Annotated in this window: 19 protein-coding genes; 4 read left to right on the top strand and 15 right to left on the bottom strand. The window is 43.5% G+C overall.

What is annotated here, in order from left to right; all coding sequences use genetic code 11:
- Nucleotides 1-104: 104 nt before the first annotated feature.
- The 9 genes from P5G61_RS26930 to P5G61_RS26890 form a co-directional block, all read right to left on the bottom strand.
- The gene (locus P5G61_RS26930) at nucleotides 105-839 is read right to left on the bottom strand and encodes a TerC family protein (RefSeq protein ID WP_090997407.1); all 735 of its coding nucleotides are present in this window, start codon (nucleotides 837-839) and stop codon (nucleotides 105-107) included.
- A 35-nt stretch (nucleotides 840-874) separates the two neighbouring features.
- Nucleotides 875-2119, bottom strand: coding sequence for a TerD family protein (locus P5G61_RS26925; RefSeq protein WP_301249304.1), 1245 nt, complete (start codon nucleotides 2117-2119; stop codon nucleotides 875-877).
- Nucleotides 2120-2143: 24 nt separating this feature from the next.
- Nucleotides 2144-2725, bottom strand: coding sequence for a TerD family protein (locus tag P5G61_RS26920; RefSeq protein WP_301249303.1), 582 nt, complete (start codon nucleotides 2723-2725; stop codon nucleotides 2144-2146).
- Between the two features lie 107 nt (nucleotides 2726-2832).
- Nucleotides 2833-3408, bottom strand: a complete 576-nt coding sequence (locus P5G61_RS26915) for a TerD family protein (protein ID WP_090997397.1) — start codon at nucleotides 3406-3408, stop codon at nucleotides 2833-2835.
- A 61-nt stretch (nucleotides 3409-3469) separates the two neighbouring features.
- On the bottom strand, nucleotides 3470-4063 hold the full coding sequence (locus tag P5G61_RS26910) for a TerD family protein (RefSeq protein ID WP_094937156.1): 594 nt from the start codon (nucleotides 4061-4063) through the stop codon (nucleotides 3470-3472).
- A gap of 39 nt (nucleotides 4064-4102) precedes the next feature.
- On the bottom strand, nucleotides 4103-4549 hold the full coding sequence (locus tag P5G61_RS26905) for a tellurite resistance TerB family protein (protein ID WP_301249301.1): 447 nt from the start codon (nucleotides 4547-4549) through the stop codon (nucleotides 4103-4105).
- Between the two features lie 408 nt (nucleotides 4550-4957).
- On the bottom strand, nucleotides 4958-6259 hold the full coding sequence (locus P5G61_RS26900) for a galactokinase (protein ID WP_301249300.1): 1302 nt from the start codon (nucleotides 6257-6259) through the stop codon (nucleotides 4958-4960).
- Nucleotides 6260-6425: 166 nt separating this feature from the next.
- Nucleotides 6426-7187, bottom strand: coding sequence for a hypothetical protein (locus P5G61_RS26895; RefSeq protein WP_301249299.1), 762 nt, complete (start codon nucleotides 7185-7187; stop codon nucleotides 6426-6428).
- 33 nt (nucleotides 7188-7220) lie between these two features.
- Nucleotides 7221-7961: a hypothetical protein gene (locus P5G61_RS26890; protein WP_301249298.1), complete on the bottom strand. Its 741-nt coding sequence runs from the start codon at nucleotides 7959-7961 to the stop codon at nucleotides 7221-7223.
- A 134-nt stretch (nucleotides 7962-8095) separates the two neighbouring features.
- Between P5G61_RS26890 and P5G61_RS26885 the strand changes: the two genes are divergently transcribed.
- From P5G61_RS26885 to P5G61_RS26875, 3 genes are all read left to right on the top strand, one after another.
- Nucleotides 8096-8560, top strand: coding sequence for a hypothetical protein (locus tag P5G61_RS26885; RefSeq protein ID WP_301249297.1), 465 nt, complete (start codon nucleotides 8096-8098; stop codon nucleotides 8558-8560).
- A 199-nt stretch (nucleotides 8561-8759) separates the two neighbouring features.
- On the top strand, nucleotides 8760-9686 hold the full coding sequence (locus P5G61_RS26880) for a DUF2268 domain-containing putative Zn-dependent protease (protein WP_301249296.1): 927 nt from the start codon (nucleotides 8760-8762) through the stop codon (nucleotides 9684-9686).
- Nucleotides 9661-10428: a MerR family transcriptional regulator gene (locus P5G61_RS26875; protein WP_301249295.1), complete on the top strand. Its 768-nt coding sequence runs from the start codon at nucleotides 9661-9663 to the stop codon at nucleotides 10426-10428. The genes P5G61_RS26880 and P5G61_RS26875 overlap by 26 nt, the downstream gene beginning before the upstream one ends.
- Nucleotides 10429-10638: 210 nt before the next feature.
- Here P5G61_RS26875 and P5G61_RS26870 read toward each other — a convergent pair whose 3' ends face one another.
- From P5G61_RS26870 to P5G61_RS26845, 6 genes are all read right to left on the bottom strand, one after another.
- Complete coding sequence (locus tag P5G61_RS26870; protein ID WP_301249294.1) at nucleotides 10639-11295, bottom strand: hypothetical protein; 657 nt, start codon at nucleotides 11293-11295, stop codon at nucleotides 10639-10641.
- A 67-nt stretch (nucleotides 11296-11362) separates the two neighbouring features.
- Entirely contained in the window at nucleotides 11363-12022 is a 660-nt protein-coding gene (locus tag P5G61_RS26865; RefSeq protein ID WP_301249293.1) for a hypothetical protein, read from the bottom strand.
- Between the two features lie 261 nt (nucleotides 12023-12283).
- On the bottom strand, nucleotides 12284-14722 hold the full coding sequence (locus P5G61_RS26860; RefSeq protein WP_301249292.1) for a DEAD/DEAH box helicase family protein: 2439 nt from the start codon (nucleotides 14720-14722) through the stop codon (nucleotides 12284-12286).
- Nucleotides 14706-15032: a nucleoside triphosphate pyrophosphohydrolase gene (locus P5G61_RS26855; RefSeq protein ID WP_301249291.1), complete on the bottom strand. Its 327-nt coding sequence runs from the start codon at nucleotides 15030-15032 to the stop codon at nucleotides 14706-14708. The genes P5G61_RS26860 and P5G61_RS26855 overlap by 17 nt, the downstream gene beginning before the upstream one ends.
- Nucleotides 15033-15069: 37 nt before the next feature.
- Nucleotides 15070-15270, bottom strand: a complete 201-nt coding sequence (locus P5G61_RS26850; protein WP_301249290.1) for a hypothetical protein — start codon at nucleotides 15268-15270, stop codon at nucleotides 15070-15072.
- A 279-nt stretch (nucleotides 15271-15549) separates the two neighbouring features.
- On the bottom strand, nucleotides 15550-16065 hold the full coding sequence (locus P5G61_RS26845) for a HEPN domain-containing protein (RefSeq protein ID WP_301249289.1): 516 nt from the start codon (nucleotides 16063-16065) through the stop codon (nucleotides 15550-15552).
- A gap of 141 nt (nucleotides 16066-16206) precedes the next feature.
- Here P5G61_RS26845 and P5G61_RS26840 point away from each other — a divergent pair, with 141 nt between their 5' ends.
- The gene (locus P5G61_RS26840; RefSeq protein WP_036606225.1) at nucleotides 16207-16548 is read left to right on the top strand and encodes a helix-turn-helix domain-containing protein; all 342 of its coding nucleotides are present in this window, start codon (nucleotides 16207-16209) and stop codon (nucleotides 16546-16548) included.
- Nucleotides 16549-16590: the final 42 nt, after the last annotated feature.

Below are 16590 nucleotides of genomic sequence, written 5' to 3'. Positions count from 1 at the left end.
CTTCTGACTTAAAGTCAGTCTGCATCATGAAATGAATGCTGTCGGGGTATAAAAACCAATCCCTCCGAAATGCGGAGGGATTGGTGGCAAATGTGACAAAATGATTAGGCTTGACCTTTGTTTTCTTTCTTTCTTCTCGCTGAACTGATAAGCATGGCTCCAGCAAATACAGCAATTAGTAATGAGAAGAAGATAACGTTTGAGATATGGAATCCAAAAGCACTCAGCATCATTTTCACAGAAATAATAGCAATAAGGATAAATGCTGCTTTTTCCAGTTCAGGAAACTTGTCAATGAGTTTAAGGAAAATCTGTGCGACACCACGCATCATGAGCACCCCGATAATACCTCCGAGGAAAAGCACCCAAATCTGCTCACTAATACCAAATGCGGCAATAACACTGTCAATGCTGAAGGCAATATCCATCAACTCGACCATAAGAACGGTTTTCCAGAAGGAATATTGCTTACCTTCCTGATTCTCCTCTGCCTGAGACTTGAATAGTCCTTTGTAGGCGATATACAAGAGATATAGTGCCCCGAGCACTTTGATCAAGGTGATCTTGACGAGGAACGTCCCCAGCCCGATGGCAATAAACCTGAAAATATAAGCTCCTAAAATACCATAAAACAACGCCCGCTTCTGCTGTTCTTTAGGCAAATGTTTAACCATAACAGCCAGTACCAAAGCATTATCTGCAGATAGAAGCCCTTCCAGCAAGATCAAGCTGCCAATAATCCCCCAACTTACAGGGTCAGAGAGTGTAGCCACAATCTCAGTCCAAGAGAAAAAATGACCATAGTTCTCGCTAATACTTTTGAAAAAATCGCTTAACATGAAAAGGCAGCCTCCGCTAACTCAAATTGTTATTGTTATTTACTGCCGGCAGTCCAGCGCATCCCCCACCTATGGGCTTCATCCAGAGCTCGATGTCCTTTATAGAACTGGACAATTCTCTCGATACTGAACGTCTCATCATTCACATTTTGGAACATAGCAATCCCACACATCCCCAAGGAACTGCCGTATTCATTCATGCGGACGATAATGTCAGGACCGTCTTTCTGGTTAATCGTTACGACTCCATCAGCCTGTGACCAATTCGTAACGCCCTCATAAATGTAAGTGAACACGAGTATACGCTTGATATCAGAAATACGTTCACCATTAATGCGCAGATTCTCTCCGGTCCTCACTGACCCCGTCCGGTCGTCCCCGTCCAGAGCAATGTACGGATATCGGTTCAGGGACCCGAACGATTCTCCCAGGGCCTGTATTACACCTTTACTACCGTCTTTCATTTCAAACAAGCAACCGAGATCCAGATCCACACTCTTGTTCCGCCCGAATAATCCTCGGCTGGTCTGTTGATTCCAATTGAGATTAATTAAAATCTCCCCGAGTCCGCCAGAATTTTTCTTCAGGTTGATCGTGTCGCCCTTTTTCTTCAGTTCAATCTTGTTAAGGTTCAGTTCAATCTTGGGTTGAGGCGGCTGAGCAGGTGGAGCTGGAGGCTTCGGTGCGGGCGGCTGAGGTACCGGGGGTGCAGGCTGTGAAGAAGAAGCATCACTCTCTACACTCACTCCAAAATTGCCGCACAATGCATTCAGTCCGCCAGCAAAACCGGAACCCACTGCATTAAACTTCCACTCTCCATTATGTCGGTACAGTTCGCCAATTACGATCGCCGTCTCCACTGTAAATCCACTAGCTAGGTCATATCTCAATGCTTCCTGTCCGCTAGTTGCATTCCCAAAGCGGATATAGGTATGCTGAACCTGCCCAAAGCTTTGGTTTCTGGACTCACCTTCATAAATGGTCAGACTGAACGCAATCTTCTCAATACGCGCAGGGATTTTGCTTAGATCAATATCAAATTGCTTTTTATCGGATTGCTGGGGTGTGTCTTTGTAAGTAATAAATGCTGTTGTCGGCTGGTTATAAAAGATAAAATCTTCATCACCCGATACTTTGCCGCCAACACCAAGAAGGAATGCAGATGTATCAAGTTCAAGAGCTGAGGAGGAATCCCAGCCAATCCCAACCGTAAGACGGGAAAGCCCGGGATTGGTTTTGGTTAGATCCGTCTTCTGCCCTTTGACAACAGTTACAGCCATAAATGATTCACCTTTCTTCTTCGCTTATTGGGCGTCCAATCCGTAGTTTTGGCACAGAGCAGCGAGTCCACCAGCAAAACCGCTACCGATCGCCTGGAACTTCCAATCCGTACCCGAGCGGTAAAATTCACAGAAAACAACAGCTGTCTCAGTCGAGAAGTCTTCTCCCAGGTCATAACGTAAGACCTCTCGCTCATTGGACGCATCTACGACACGAACAAAAGCATTTGACACTTGACCGAAATTCTGTGCGCGCGCTTCATAATCATAAATAGTTACTGTAATACCAATCCGGGTAATATTTGCAGGGACTTTGCTAAAATCCACAATGATCTGCTCATCATCGCCTTCTCCCTCACCTGTACGGTTATCTCCCGTGTGAGTTAAAGAACCTGCACCACCCGTTGGATTGTTGTAAAAGACAAAATCGTCTGTTCCTTTGGCTTTGCCATCTTCATGAAGCAGAAATGCTGAAGCATCCAAGTCAAAATCGACTCCACCGCTATATTTATTGGTATCCCATCCAAGGCCCACCACAACTCGTGTCAAGCCAGGGTTCGTTTTGGTTAGATCAATACGCTGTCCTTTAGCTAAATTAATTGTCATTTATTCGTCCACCTTTCTTTTTGTTGAAATCCCATTCTCTAATGAAAAGGAAAACCGCCAAATCGACGGCTTTCCTGTCTTTTATATGGTCACAAATTAATGAATTTCTATTGCAGACCGTAGTCACGCGTAAGGCCAACTAAACCGTCCTGATAACCACTACCGATAGCGCTGAATTTCCACTCGCCACTGTGACGATACAACTCCCCAACAACAACGCCTGTTTCAATAGAGAAGTCTTCACCCAGATCGAAACGGATCAGTTCTTCGGAATTGGCTTCGTTTACGATACGTACGTATGCACGGGAGACTTGTCCAAAATTCTGGCTGCGCTCCTGGGCTTCATAAATTGTAATTGTGAAAGCAATTTTCTCGATGTCTGCTGGAACGTTAGGCAGGTCGATTTTCACTTGCTCATCATCACCATCCCCTTCACCCGTACGGTTGTCACCCGTATGCACTACGGAACCATTTTCATTTTGCGGATTATTGAAGAAAATAAAATTCTTTTCTCCGTTAACCTTACCGTCTGCATTCGCACAGAACACGGATACATCCAGGTCAAAATCCTTGCCGCCATCATACTTATTGGTATCCCAGCCCAAACCTACAGTGATTTTGGCCAAACCTGGATTTGTTTTTGTTAAGTCGATCTTCTGACCTTTGGATAGATTGATAGCCATTCGATTCATCTCCGCTTCACTATAAAATTAGATGCAAAATTGCATTTTGAGGAATCACTTACTACGTATAACGACGAGCGAGCTCATCGATATGTACCGCATGAGCACCTTCACCGATTGCAGAGAATTTCCACTCTGCACCATGTCGATACATTTCGCCACAGATGAGGGCTGTCATGCCTGCATAACTGTCGGATAGATTAAACTTGACCAACTCTTGAGAGTTTTTCCCATCCAAAATGCGGATATATGCACGCTCAATCATGCCAAAATCCTGTTTGCGATTCACACAATCATAAATGTTTACAACGATAAGAATTCTATGAACATCGGCAGGTACGGAGGAGAGGTTGATTTTGATTTGCTCATCGTCTCCTTCGCCTTCGCCAGTTAGATTATCTCCTGAATGAACTACAGATCTACACAGACTCTGCTTGTTATGGAAACAGACCAGATTGGTTTCCTTCGTTAAATGACCATGCTCATCCAACAGCAATGCCGAAGCATCACAATCGATATTCGCCTGTTTCTTTCTTCCGAAGAATCCTTTGGAGGCTACAGGATCCCAACCCAAACCGGCGATGACTTGAGTTAATCCTGCTTTACCCTTGGTTAGATCGATTTTCTGTCCCTTGACCAAATTAATACCAGCCACTGATATTCACCTCCTTTCAGCATCAGATGCCTATGATGGTTAAAGACTGAATTCAGCCGGGTTCAATCCAAGAACTGTGCAAATTTCAGCTACGACTCTACGCTCCTGATCATCAAAGTTGCCGTCAGCAGCACCAATGGCACTACACACCCCTACAATGACGCGGCCGACTTCCGGCTTGGACTTAAATTTGGCAATTGCCTTCAAAGCTTCCTGTTTCCCGATCTCGGGCGAAAACTCAAAGTTATTGACATAATGATTGAAACGTTCGATGACAACCGTCATATCAAACACTTTCAATTCCTGACTCAAATTTATGTATCCCGCCATCTTGTTCTTCTCTGAAGCATCGACACTTCCATCTGCAAAAGCAACTAAGGCACAGCCTGCTACTACCGCATCCATAAAATCTTTGTTCTTGAATCGTTTAACCTGGTCCTCAAGGCCTTGTTTGGTTGAGTTAAGCCAGTTTCTGAATGAGCTCATATCCATCCCCCGTTACTAGATTCATTGCTTTTAAAACTAGCAAAATCCAATATTCATCTTTACATCCTAATTCATAGAAAAAAATAGTTAAATTATCCCTTAACTATACTCTATATTTTGTCATTTTTCTACATATAAAAACAAAAATCACTTCAATACCCTTAAGTATGTTTTAAAGGGAGATTCTCTATTATTTAAATTACGTACATTTTATTACAAATTTCGACATGTAAAAAAACACCCTCTTTACATTCCTATGTTTTGAGGTTGTTCTGGGTACAAATATACATTAATTCATGCATTAAACCTTGTATTCGGCATGACAAAAAACGGTTATTCACCTTGACCATACTCGGGGCAAATAACCGCTTTTTTACATATAAGAAATGTGTCAGTTCAGCAATGTTCCTATTCGGTTACGTTAGCAACCAATGCATTCAGGCATACTGCACCCTGTGCACGCACGTTAACCACAATAATTGGCGTATCCAGCATGCCGTGCATCCAGGACATATACTCCTCAACCTTGTCGTTGGGAAGAATCGTCAGAATGACGCCTGCGAATCCACCGCCGTGTATACGACAAGCGCCATCACCCAGCTTTTGCAGATAATTTTCAGTTAATGCCAGCGCGATGCCAATCTCCTGTTCCTTCACCGAACCGCTCTGATATACATTCTGGAGCCACTTCCAGGAAGAGTTGCCCGACGCCGTAATCAGTTTCAGGAAATCAGCAAAACGCCCCTCGCGCAGCGCCTGCACCTGACCATCCACCCGATTGTTTTCCTCCAGGAAATGCAATGCACGCAGCACCGCACGATCCCCTGCTGTTTCACGTACCTGCTTGAGATTGGCGTATATCGCCTCGGCTGTAATTTCGCGGACATATTCGCTGCCCAGCGCCTTAGCAACCGCTCTCATCTCATAAGGAACAGCAGCGTAGTCTTCTGTCAGATCCGCATGGTTCCCACCTGTGTTTACAATAACCAGTGAGTACCCGTTTTGTTGGAAATCCCATTGTACAGGTTGGATGACAGGCTCCGCCGGATTTTCAAAATCAATCGCAATCAGCCCACCATAGGCACAAGCCATCTGATCCAGCAGACCGGACGGTTTATTCCAATAGTTGTTTTCCGCATACTGACCAATCTTGGACATGACCACCACATCTAATCTGCCCTCATTGTAGAAATGATTCAGAATCGTACAGATCAGCATCTCGAACGAAGCCGACGAGCTCAGCCCGGACGCTGAGAACACGTTACTGGAGATGTACGCCTGGAATCCGCCTACTTTGTATCCAAACTCTCCAAATCCAGCAGCCATACCACGAATCAGCGCCGTTGTGCCATCGTCTTCTGTCTTCGGTGCCAGATCTGTGAGATCGATTACATATTTCTGGTCATAGCCTTCCGAATAAAAGGTAATTACCGAATCCGTCGTCGGCGCAGCCACCGCAATCGTATCAAGCGTAATACTGCCCGCCAACACCTTGCCATGGTTATGATCCGTGTGGTTGCCCCCAATTTCGCTACGTCCAGCCGCGCTGAATAACTTGCTGCCCTCTTGCACGCCAAAATACTGTTCAAATGATTCATTGAGCTTCGTATAACGTGCCGTCTGTTCTTCCAGTTGTTGCTGACCATACATTTGGGCAAGCAGCGCTTGGCCTGAAGTGGATTGGATCAGTTCCAGTGGTTGAGTGTTCATTAATAATCCTCCTATGGAAATAAAACATTTATTTTTCTATTGTGGATGATGATCGACGCGGGGAACGGTTCATGCCCGTTTATCTCCCATTATCTCAGCTTCGTTTCGGAAAAGGTAGGGCAGAATTGAAAGTTTGTAAGCGTTTTTTGAAGACATTCTTATTTTTTTATTCAACAGGTTTAACTTCAATCTGATCAACAATAAATTCATTGTCGACTTTATCGAAGGTATACGTGATATTGAAGTCACACACATATGTAGGAGATATACCAATAGAGCCAGGAAGACTTAATTTTATTTTGTGATTATCCAATGTATAAATAACAACACCGCCGAAAGCAAGCTCATCTTGATGGTAGTCTGGTGCTGGATCGAAATCATAATTGAAGTTATACTCTTGCCCTTGTGAATTCACTGTAATCGCTAATGTTCCATCATCATTTTTAGAAACACGCGATTCAATATGCTCAGCAACAATATCCTCATAACGCTGTACTTTAATTTCCGATAAGCTATCGGAGTTAACGACATGAATTTCATAGATATCCAAGCCTGTCCCTCGGCCAACCTGAGTAATTATTATAGCCTCTTCCTTACCATCACCGGTAAGATCGGTATAAAATAACTGCGGCTCCGTTCCCGAATGACGAGAAATGCTCCAATCAAAATCTTTTGCGCGCCCGTTTATATCTAGAGTCACTCTTTCAATTGCATCTTCCGTTTCTTTAACTGCATAAAGTTTTACTTTTTCATCCTCAGAAGATCCGATTAATTTCAATTTTGAGTTTGTCTCTTGTTCTGGCTTCGTTGATACCTGTTTAGTCGGAGACTCGACCCGTTCCTGCTGAACAGCACCTAACGATTCGGTTTGGCATCCTCCAAGAAGAACTACACTCAACAACATTAATGAAGCTATTTCTTTTATCAAATGCATGTCCCCCTCTCATCTAATTAGCTAAAATTAATCCAATGAACTCAACCGAATGGTTACCTTCCTTGTTTCACGATCCTTGGCATCAAACCAGTCTTTAAGTACGCTATATTCACTTGTTTCTAATGCTGCTGTTTCAATCGTGAAATGGTTATTGTCTATCCAATCATAAGAGATGATGGGCCAGATCGGTTTCAACATGAATGCTTCTTCAAAATCAGTTGATGCATATGGGATGATTTCTAATTTTTTGAGATCCACGGAAACAAGGATATGTCTCTTGACCAGACCACCTTCATCATAAGCATACCGAATCAATACCTGCTGATAATCAGAAGAAAGTTTATAATCCTGTAAAATGCCCTCAGGCATTGGCAAGCTATGTGTCCCTCTAGCATCAATTTTCACCAAAAGGGTAGAGCATGCTTTGGTTCCACAGCCATACTTTAGCATCAAATATGTTTCCGAAGAGGGCACCTCCAATACCTCCAATTGTGTACGATCTATTTCAGTTTGGAAGTCCTGTTCGTTCATTAGGTAGCGCTTATACTCTGGGACGTCGTTAAGAGATAATTGTAGGGTTGCTTCTTCATTTATGATTTTAATGGTATTGGGTAATGAAGATGCGTTGTTATGCAAGCCTGTAGAGTTGGAGTCTTCTCTCATTTCCGTCTGATATGCGGAAGATTCCAACCTATCGAACCATATTATAATTACCGCTGAAGTAACGAGTATTACAAACAGTAGCAAAAAGAACCTTTTCTTTTTCATAGCACTCCTCTTTCACGCATGGTTTCGATCCAGAACCAAATGGATTATACTACAAAGATATCCATTTTTGGTGTCGGATCGGTTTCAATGTTGTTTCATGTGAAAACCCATTATTCAGGTTAAGAGGTGCATCTATGAACGTTATTTTAAACAATGAACCAGATAAACGTCGTATAAAAGTAGCCATGCTTATGTATCTCATACTAATGATTTTATTTTATGGCATTTATATTTCCTTTGAATCGGATCGAATAGTTCAATCACAGCAGTGGACTTCTGGTGGTTTCATAAGCGAACAAGGTATTGAGTCAATGAGTCAAATGGGAAGATGGACGTCAATCACTGAATCCCTGTTTCTCGTTCTGTTCGTACTGGTAATGATCATGATGATTACGCGGTATAGAAGAAATGTAAGAAAATTGATCCCTTTTGCCTTATGGATTGTCGCTTTGTTTGTTGGGGGCGGTGCGGTCAGTCTGGTTGGTTCACAAGTGACGTCAATGTCCATTGGCAACCTGGCACAACCCATTATCGTACCTGCGTTTCTATTGGCTGGGTTGTTCATATATGTGTTGTGGGGATTAAAGAAACGTGGATAACGTGCGGGAAGATTAAACTATTCAAAAACCTTTGGCTGTATTCTTCATAGATATCTGGAGTGCAGCCAAAGTTTTTTTTACATCTTACCTTAGAATCGGATCGATTAATGCACTTGATTGTATCGCAAATTCCTCCTTGACTGTTACGTAAGGTCATACTTGATAATGGGCTCAAGTTCACCTAAAGGAGAGATTAATGATGAAGATTACCGCGTTACGCTCAGATAAAATCTATAAAGAGATCATCAAGGCTGCACCTGATGACAAATTGGAGTTATACCGCGAGCACATGATGAGTCCTTTCATGAACAAATGGAACATTCAACAGATTCCATTTCGATCAAGCAAGCCTCACGGCTTCGATGTGATTATGATGAATAATTTTATGAACATCGCTCCCGCAGATATCACGACCGAGATTAACGAATCGTTAGCAGCGATCTCGTCTGAAGCATTTTGGCAACAGTGTCATGAAGCTGTTCGTACAAGTCTATCCACCTTTACAGATCAAGGGATTGAACTGTCGGTCTCCGAATATCTATACACGATTTTATTAGGCGATAAGAACAGCCCTTCACTCACCATGAACGAAGGTATCAGCGGAGATGGTGGAATCCCGGGTTATATTATTGCGAACCTGATCCCCAATAGCTATACTCTACCTCGTATGCAATCGGTGTTGGCCCATGAATGCAATCATAACGTGAGGTATCAACATATCCAGTGGAATCCACAGATTACGCTTGGCGAAATGGTTGTTAGTGAGGGGTTGGCCGAGAGCTTTGCGACATCCCTGTATGGAGAAGAGTTGCTAGGCCCCTGGGTAGCCAAAACGGATATGGAGACTTTGAACAACGTTATCAAGCCGAAAATGAAGGACCAGCTGCATGTCACCGGTTTTGACCAGATTAATCCGTATCTATACGGAGATGAACTTGCCATAATGCAAAATTTCACGCCCGTAGGTATGCCCTATGCGGCTGGCTATGCATGCGGTTATCAATTAATCCAATATTATCTGAACAAAACAGGTATACCGATTACCGAAGCGACCATCACTCCGGCAAGTGTCATCCTTGCTGAAACAAAGGACTTTTGGAATGAAGACACCCTATTTCACCGTTAAAGATATCATTCAGATTACTGGCATCACCAAACGCGCATTACATTATTACGATAAAACCGATCTCTTAAAACCGAGCAAAGTCGAGGACAATGGCTATCGGTATTATGATCAAGAGGCGCTGGGGAATCTGCAAATGATTCTGTTGTTCAAAGAAATGAATTTCTCATTAAAAGACATTGCAGCCATGATGCAACTTTCCAAAGAAGAACAAAAAGATATCCTAAGAGAGCATCGCAGTTCACTCGTTCAACGAAAACAAAAGCTCGAAACCATCATCGACCAGTTGGACGAGTATGTAGATGGAACGGATATCTCTCATCTTCATCTGTTTGACGATTCTTCCATTTTGTCTATCGAAGAGCAGTATCAATCTGAGGCAAAGTTTGTATATGGAGATACCGAGAAATATCAGGAATTCGAAGCTAATGTGAACCAACTGTCTGCTGAAGAACAAGAAAAAGCCTACCAGCAGTTCTCGATCAACATGGAGCAGGTATTTCGGGAGTTAGCGAAGCATCAGGATCTATCTCCTAATTCTGGTGAGGTGCAAGCGTTAGTGGGTGAATGGAAGAGTTGTCTGGAGCAATTTATGAGTTGTGATGCTGAGATTCTGAGGTGTATCGCAGAAGCCTATACGACGGATCGTCGCTATGCGGTTTATTTTGATCAGTTTGGTGATGAGGATTTTTTGAGGTTTTTGTATCAAGCGATTATGGTTTTTGTGGAGGGTGAAGAAGTATAAGTGATGAGTAAGGGGATTCAAATCGTGAATTTGTTCGCCAAGTTAATTTTGGAACGAAATTTTTTTTGTTCCTTCGCTGTCATGACCCCTCCAGCTTCCAGTGTCGAGTCCATTTACCATGATCTCGTTTTCACTATCTGCTTGAGGGGTAACAGCACTGGACTCCCACAATCAAAGACCACACTGTATAGACACTTGATTATCTTCTATTTAGAAATTCTCTTTAAGTGCCTTCTCAAATACTTCATAAAATTTCAATTGCTCTTCTACATAGCTGCTTGCCTTTTTCTGATATTGCGCTTCTGATTGGTATTCCACTTGCTCAACAAAGTTAATTACGATCAATTTGTTTTTATACCTAAGAAAGTACTCATCAATCATGGGTCTATTAAGGTCGTGATACTCTTCAATGACATTCTCATTTCTTGCTTGTGAAATTGTATTTATAGTGATGAAGTCGGAATCTTCTTTGAACTCAACATCATCCAGATAAATGAAGTTGACTTTAGCAATCATGTTAGATTTTTTGGACTTGTAAAGGAGATCGTATTTGGTAGGAACTTCAGAGGTTAATGCATCTGTTTTCTCTTTATCTATAGTTACACTGTCCGGGAAAGATACCGTTCCCGCCGCGATATAGTCATCTGGAGAAATGAGTTTGAACTGTGGCGATGGATCGAAATTTTCTTTAAATGCGTAAAATTGATCTCTGTACTCCGTGTACTTATCTTCATTATTGGTTGTTGAAGTATTACTGCTAGTTAACGGTGGACTTACCGCTGGATTAGTTTGAGTATCACTACTACACCCACCCAGCATACTAGCTGTTAATAACAATGCAGTTAAAATAACTTTGACATTTTTCATTAAGTATCACTCCTACTCCTTTTATGAAAAAGTGGATCTTACGATCCCCTTGGAAAACCTCATTGGATTACTGAGACCAAGACTTCGAATGGATGTCCAAGTCATCTGATGGATAAACTTTTGCATTGATGGTAATGGTATTATATGCCTTTTTGTCCGGATTAGCTGTACTATAGGTATAGTAGGTTAAGCCTCCTCCATTTTGAGTGCCGGCATAAAACATATCAATATACCCCCATTTTTTGGGTGGTACTGTAGCTTTAGTAGAAGCGCCTACAGCTTCATTTGTAGCTCGTGTTTCTTTGTAACCTATGGAATATTCGTTTTTGAGACCACCAAAAATCCCGGCTTTAATCTCCCCACTGAAACTTATGCTACCCGAGAACTCAGATCCAACTGATGCTGATTTTGTTATGCTAACAACTTGTTCAGCTGGAGTAGAGCTTCTTGTATTATCATGGGAGAACGAAACTATTTTTTTGAACTCAGGGACACGAGTTTTATAATTGGGTTTATACGATACAAATTTAGTAACAATAACATCTTGAGTTGTAATAATTTCAGATTCTGGTATACCATTAATGGTTGTTTCGTCTCCAGGATAATAAGTTGCGGTTGAACCATTGTTGGAAATGGAGTCGTTAAGTTCTACTGCTTGTGCTCCTGCAGTAGCTGGAAGAAGTAAAGCCAAAGATAACAAACCACTTAAAATGATTTTTTGTTTCATTACCAAATTACCTCTTTCTTTTGAGTTTTATGAATTAGTTATGTAATACCTGATGTATGAATAATTCTTTTTCCTCCTTTCCTTATAGAATTAACAACTCGACGACTCACAAAGTTACACTATTTATAGAAAATTATTCAATAAATTATACTTTTATGGTTTTTACTTTGTTTAAAAGGTATGATTTTTAAAAAAAAGACCACCTTCCGCAGTGAATGTGGTCCATTGATCAGTATATATAAAATTCACAAATGTGTTCTACTACTGTCCCCGCTCAAAATACGCATGCAACCGATACAGACAAATCTCCTTCGTCCAGCGATATAGCAGCCCCTGTTCCTCCACATCCTGCACCTGCACATTCAGCGAGAACACGCCATCTTCGAACCGTGTCATACTGCCCTTCACCCCGCTCCACTTGGACATGGGCATGTCGATAATCAACTTTTCAATCTCGTTTGCCGTCCTCTCATTCCATTCCCAGAACGGGAGCTTGTCCTTGTCCGAAAAGTCCTTCCGTTTGCGATATTCCTTCTCTGTCAGATACGTATGGAAAAAGCTTACCATCTCCCCCGGCGTGATCGGGTCCATCCAGTGTGCTTCGCCTCGCTCCAGCATGTACAGCAGCACGATCATCTTGTAGCTTTTGTTCATGACCGTCTTCTCCACATCGCGCAGCCACGCCTCCTGCCGGACGTATACCTCGCCCTCATACGAGGACAGCAACTCCGCCCAATACAGAAATCCAACATAGGAGCCAAATTCGCTTCGATACCCGATACTCTTTGAGCGTCCCATCAGATGTAGCTCCACATAAGTCGGAATACGCCCCAGCTCTCGCTTCACATCCAGAAAATCCTGATGCAGCTTCTCGCGGCGCGGCAGCCGTTTGCGGCTTAGCTCCCGAAGCAGGTTCACCACCCGGGTCTCCAGATGAATCCCGCAGTTGTCTGGAACTTCAGGCACAGCCGAATCCCGGTCTCTTGCGGTTCCCTCCAGCTCCCCACGCACATCCAGCAGACTCAGCTTCACATCCGCATTGCGGTAATTCCCGATCAGGTCGATGATGACACAATGCGATTTGCCTTCCGCCAGCCGCAGACCACGCCCCACCTGCTGGGTGAACACCGTAAGTGACTCTGTAGGACGCACAAACAACAACGTATCCACACGCGGAATATCTGTTCCTTCATTGAACAAATCCACTGTAAGCACAATCTCAAGCTCGCCCGCATCAAGCTGCCGGATCGCTTCCTCCCGCGACATCTCCGATGTACGCGAATGCAGACTGAGCACCTTCACCCCCTGACTGCGAAAATACGCAGCCAAATAGTCCGCCTGCCGGATCGACGAGCAAAAGCCAATCGTTCTCGTCTGCTTGTGCCGCAGCCAGGCGGCAAAAATCGTCTCCACATGCTCCTCTTGCAACTGAACAGCCATGAGCTGTTCTTCATCATACTTCGTGCCGATCCAGCAAATCTGCGAATAATCCGTATCGTCGAATACCCCGTAATATTGAAATGGCACCAGCCAACCTCGCCGGATCGCTTCAATAAAATGCATCTGGTAAGCCACATTCCCATCACAGAGCGCATACACATCCTTGCCATCCAGTCGATCCGGGGTTGCCGTAATGCCCAGCAAGAACTTAGGCTGGAAATGCTCAATCACCGACATATACGTCTTCGCCGCCGCATGATGGAATTCGTCCACCACGATCAGATCAAATGCATCCACCGCAAATCCATCCCGGTGCTTCTGCATACTCAGCGTAAAGATCGAAGCATACACACAATCCGCCGCTCCATCCTTGTACTGTCCGTTATATATCCCATGAGTGCGGTCTGGCATGACCCGCTGAAAAGACTTCTTCGCCTGGAACAAAATCTCTTCCCGATGCGCCACAAATAACACCCGCTGGAACCGCTGGGCGAAGAAGGCCGCCAGATACGTTTTGCCAAGCCCGGTCGCCATGACGACCATCGCCTTGTCGTACTGCTCCTCCATCGTGCCATGAAGTGCTTCCAAAGCATCCAACTGCGCAAAGCGCGGTTGAATCGGCACCAGCGACAGCTCGGCGGTTTCTTCCTCTTTGTCCTCCGGTAGACCTGTCCCGAACTCAGCTTCTTCCATCTCCGTGATCCGCTGGATCATCTCCGGGTTCTTCTGGTGATATTTGCGGTACTCTTCCTCATACAGTTCAATCGAATCCGGGTTCACCGGCAAGGTTGTCTCGTGGTAGAAGCTCTGCATGAACTTGTCCAAAGCCATCTGAAACGTATACGGCTCCGCCTCCGCATTCATCGCCAGATTCCATTCATATCCCGTCTTCAGGGCAGTAAACGAGAAGTTCGACGAACCGACGATCAGCAGCCCTTCCCCGTTATCATGATCGAACAGATAGGCTTTTGGGTGAAAAGAAGTGCCCATACTTCGCCACAGCCGTGTCTCAATTCGTGGATCAACCTCACACAACGCCCGCAATCCTTCCGGCTGCGTGATATACAGATAGTCTCCCGCGAGCATCCGCACCTCGGCTCCACGTTCTGCCGCCCGCTTCAAATGCGGGGCAAGCAGCTTCACACCAGACTGCATGATAAAGGACGTCATAATATAAATCCCGGATGCATGCTGCATCCGGGTGATCAGTTCATCGGCCAGGTTGTCCGTAATTAGTTTAACGTTAAGCTTCGTCGACATCGATCAGATACACTCTCTCCTGAAATCCACCGCGTGTCTCAGCCTTGTCGGCCCGCAGCTTATCAAGCTGTGCCGCATTGGCACCGTGTACCTCTGCCAGCGCCCGGATCACTTCGAGCATGTCTGCTAGTTCTTCCAGAGCTTCCTGATCGCTTCCTGCACTCATGTACTCATCCGATTCTTCTTGCAGCTTTGTTCTTAGTTCTTTCTTATATTCCTCCGGGTCTAGAATGCGTGTGCGGCATCCCTTACCGCTGAATGTGATAATATGCGGAATTTTGTCCCGCACTAATTTGTTGTATGTAGGCATGTGGTATAACATCCTTTCTGCTGTGAGGGCCTTCGGGCTATGCGCCAGAATCTCCCTTTTCGCCATTATACCATTTGCTATGGGGAGGGATGGGTTGATTTAATAGAAAATAATTAACAAACACACCAACGGGCACGCCGTCAACAATGCCGCTGTAAAACTGATCTGTGCCGCCACTCGTCCTCCGGTAAACTCTTGCCGTGAAAAGAACATCCAGATCGAGAGGTACGTAGCGCATAGTGGGAATGAAATCTTCCCTCTAAACGTACTCGGTTCCATATAACCATTCATCATGCTTTTACCGATTAGAATTAAAGTAACCAATTCCAATACAGATAATATGAAAAACGCGATAGCAATTACTCTTTTCAAAATGTACACCTACTTTCCAGATACAAAGCAAAGGGCATCCTTAGTATCCTCTGCATCATATATCCTTTATTTGGTTGATGTCATATTGTAAGCGTAACACAGATAAATCAAACATTTAACCCAAATGATCAATTAAAAAAACATCTTACTCTGATGAATCATCGTTCAATCGAGTGGCTAACTCGTACAATATTTCTTCTGTTCGTTGAAGAAGCTTTTCGATGTTGTTCAGTTCTAGTGGCTGGTCATGTGGGTAATCTGCTTGGGAAGACATATGTTGCATAGTGCCGATGAACAAAGCGATATCCAATCCGGGTTCAGTGTCCGTATGCACTAAAGGTAAGATTTCGTTCATGGTGAGTTCCTTGGGTGGATGAACTGAATGATGCTTATAGATATATAACGCTTTGATCATGGAGGCTAGAGCCCAATCACAGAGAATCAGGCAGGCTTTGAACTGATTGTGATTACACATGATGAGGGCAAGTTTCAAATGATACTCAGCATGTTGGTGATAGGCCATTATTGTGGTATGTAGCATATGGTAAGCAGGAGTATGTTTGGACCTAGGCTGTGTGGAGATATCATGGTCTTGCAAACGTGGGGTAAAATCTACTTGGTGATTACAATGTGCTTCGGTTATGGACCAATTTCTTGCCATTGTCATCCCTCCAAAGAGTTAATACCAGTATTATACAATAAATTGATACATATAGTAATCAAATAAATTATTTGTATTCTTCGTTTGGTGTTTACCTTGAGGAAACTTGTCTACACTTTTGAACATAGAGAGGTGAATACCATGAACGAGGACAGAGAAGTTTTGAAGTTAGTCGGAGCCAGAATTCGTGCACTACGTAAAGAAAGAGGGTATTCACAGGAATCCCTCGGAGAAAAAGGTGGATTTCATTTTTCATACATAGGACAGATCGAACGTGGAGAAAAGAACGTTTCTTTGGTGAATTTGGCAAAGATCGCTGAATCTTTGGATGTTAATTTAATTCAATTATTTGCTTATATAGAAGAAGAGTTTGAGGTAACTGAAGATGAGAAACAAATCAAAGAAATTGTACAACTGCTAAGAGATTCTTCTCCTGATAATATTCGTGTAGCCAAAAATGTTATTAAAGGAATATTGATGTGAAAACAGCAAACCCTATCCTTCCATTTATGGAAGGATAGGGTT

It is taken from the genome of Paenibacillus vandeheii, from assembly GCF_030433635.1.
In the GTDB taxonomy this organism is placed as follows: Bacteria; Bacillota; Bacilli; order Paenibacillales; family Paenibacillaceae; genus Paenibacillus; species Paenibacillus vandeheii.
This window is presented reverse-complemented; position numbering and strand designations above follow the sequence as displayed.

Bases quoted from the DNA above. Each gene is read 5' to 3' on its own strand.
- P5G61_RS26930 (WP_090997407.1), bottom strand. From the start codon at position 839: ATGTTAAGCGATTTTTTCAAAAGTATTAGCGAGAACTATGGTCATTTT.
- P5G61_RS26925 (WP_301249304.1), bottom strand. From the start codon at position 2,119: ATGGCTGTAACTGTTGTCAAAGGGCAGAAGACGGATCTAACCAAAACC.
- P5G61_RS26920 (WP_301249303.1), bottom strand. From the start codon at position 2,725: ATGACAATTAATTTAGCTAAAGGACAGCGTATTGATCTAACCAAAACG.
- P5G61_RS26915 (WP_090997397.1), bottom strand. From the start codon at position 3,408: ATGGCTATCAATCTATCCAAAGGTCAGAAGATCGACTTAACAAAAACA.
- P5G61_RS26905 (WP_301249301.1), bottom strand. From the start codon at position 4,549: ATGAGCTCATTCAGAAACTGGCTTAACTCAACCAAACAAGGCCTTGAG.
- P5G61_RS26900 (WP_301249300.1), bottom strand. From the start codon at position 6,259: ATGAACACTCAACCACTGGAACTGATCCAATCCACTTCAGGCCAAGCG.
- P5G61_RS26890 (WP_301249298.1), bottom strand. From the start codon at position 7,961: ATGAAAAAGAAAAGGTTCTTTTTGCTACTGTTTGTAATACTCGTTACT.
- P5G61_RS26885 (WP_301249297.1), top strand. From the start codon at position 8,096: ATGAACGTTATTTTAAACAATGAACCAGATAAACGTCGTATAAAAGTA.
- P5G61_RS26880 (WP_301249296.1), top strand. From the start codon at position 8,760: ATGAAGATTACCGCGTTACGCTCAGATAAAATCTATAAAGAGATCATC.
- P5G61_RS26875 (WP_301249295.1), top strand. From the start codon at position 9,661: ATGAAGACACCCTATTTCACCGTTAAAGATATCATTCAGATTACTGGC.
- P5G61_RS26870 (WP_301249294.1), bottom strand. From the start codon at position 11,295: ATGAAAAATGTCAAAGTTATTTTAACTGCATTGTTATTAACAGCTAGT.
- P5G61_RS26865 (WP_301249293.1), bottom strand. From the start codon at position 12,022: ATGAAACAAAAAATCATTTTAAGTGGTTTGTTATCTTTGGCTTTACTT.
- P5G61_RS26860 (WP_301249292.1), bottom strand. From the start codon at position 14,722: ATGTCGACGAAGCTTAACGTTAAACTAATTACGGACAACCTGGCCGAT.
- P5G61_RS26855 (WP_301249291.1), bottom strand. From the start codon at position 15,032: ATGCCTACATACAACAAATTAGTGCGGGACAAAATTCCGCATATTATC.
- P5G61_RS26850 (WP_301249290.1), bottom strand. From the start codon at position 15,270: ATGCGCTACGTACCTCTCGATCTGGATGTTCTTTTCACGGCAAGAGTT.
- P5G61_RS26845 (WP_301249289.1), bottom strand. From the start codon at position 16,065: ATGGCAAGAAATTGGTCCATAACCGAAGCACATTGTAATCACCAAGTA.
- P5G61_RS26840 (WP_036606225.1), top strand. From the start codon at position 16,207: ATGAACGAGGACAGAGAAGTTTTGAAGTTAGTCGGAGCCAGAATTCGT.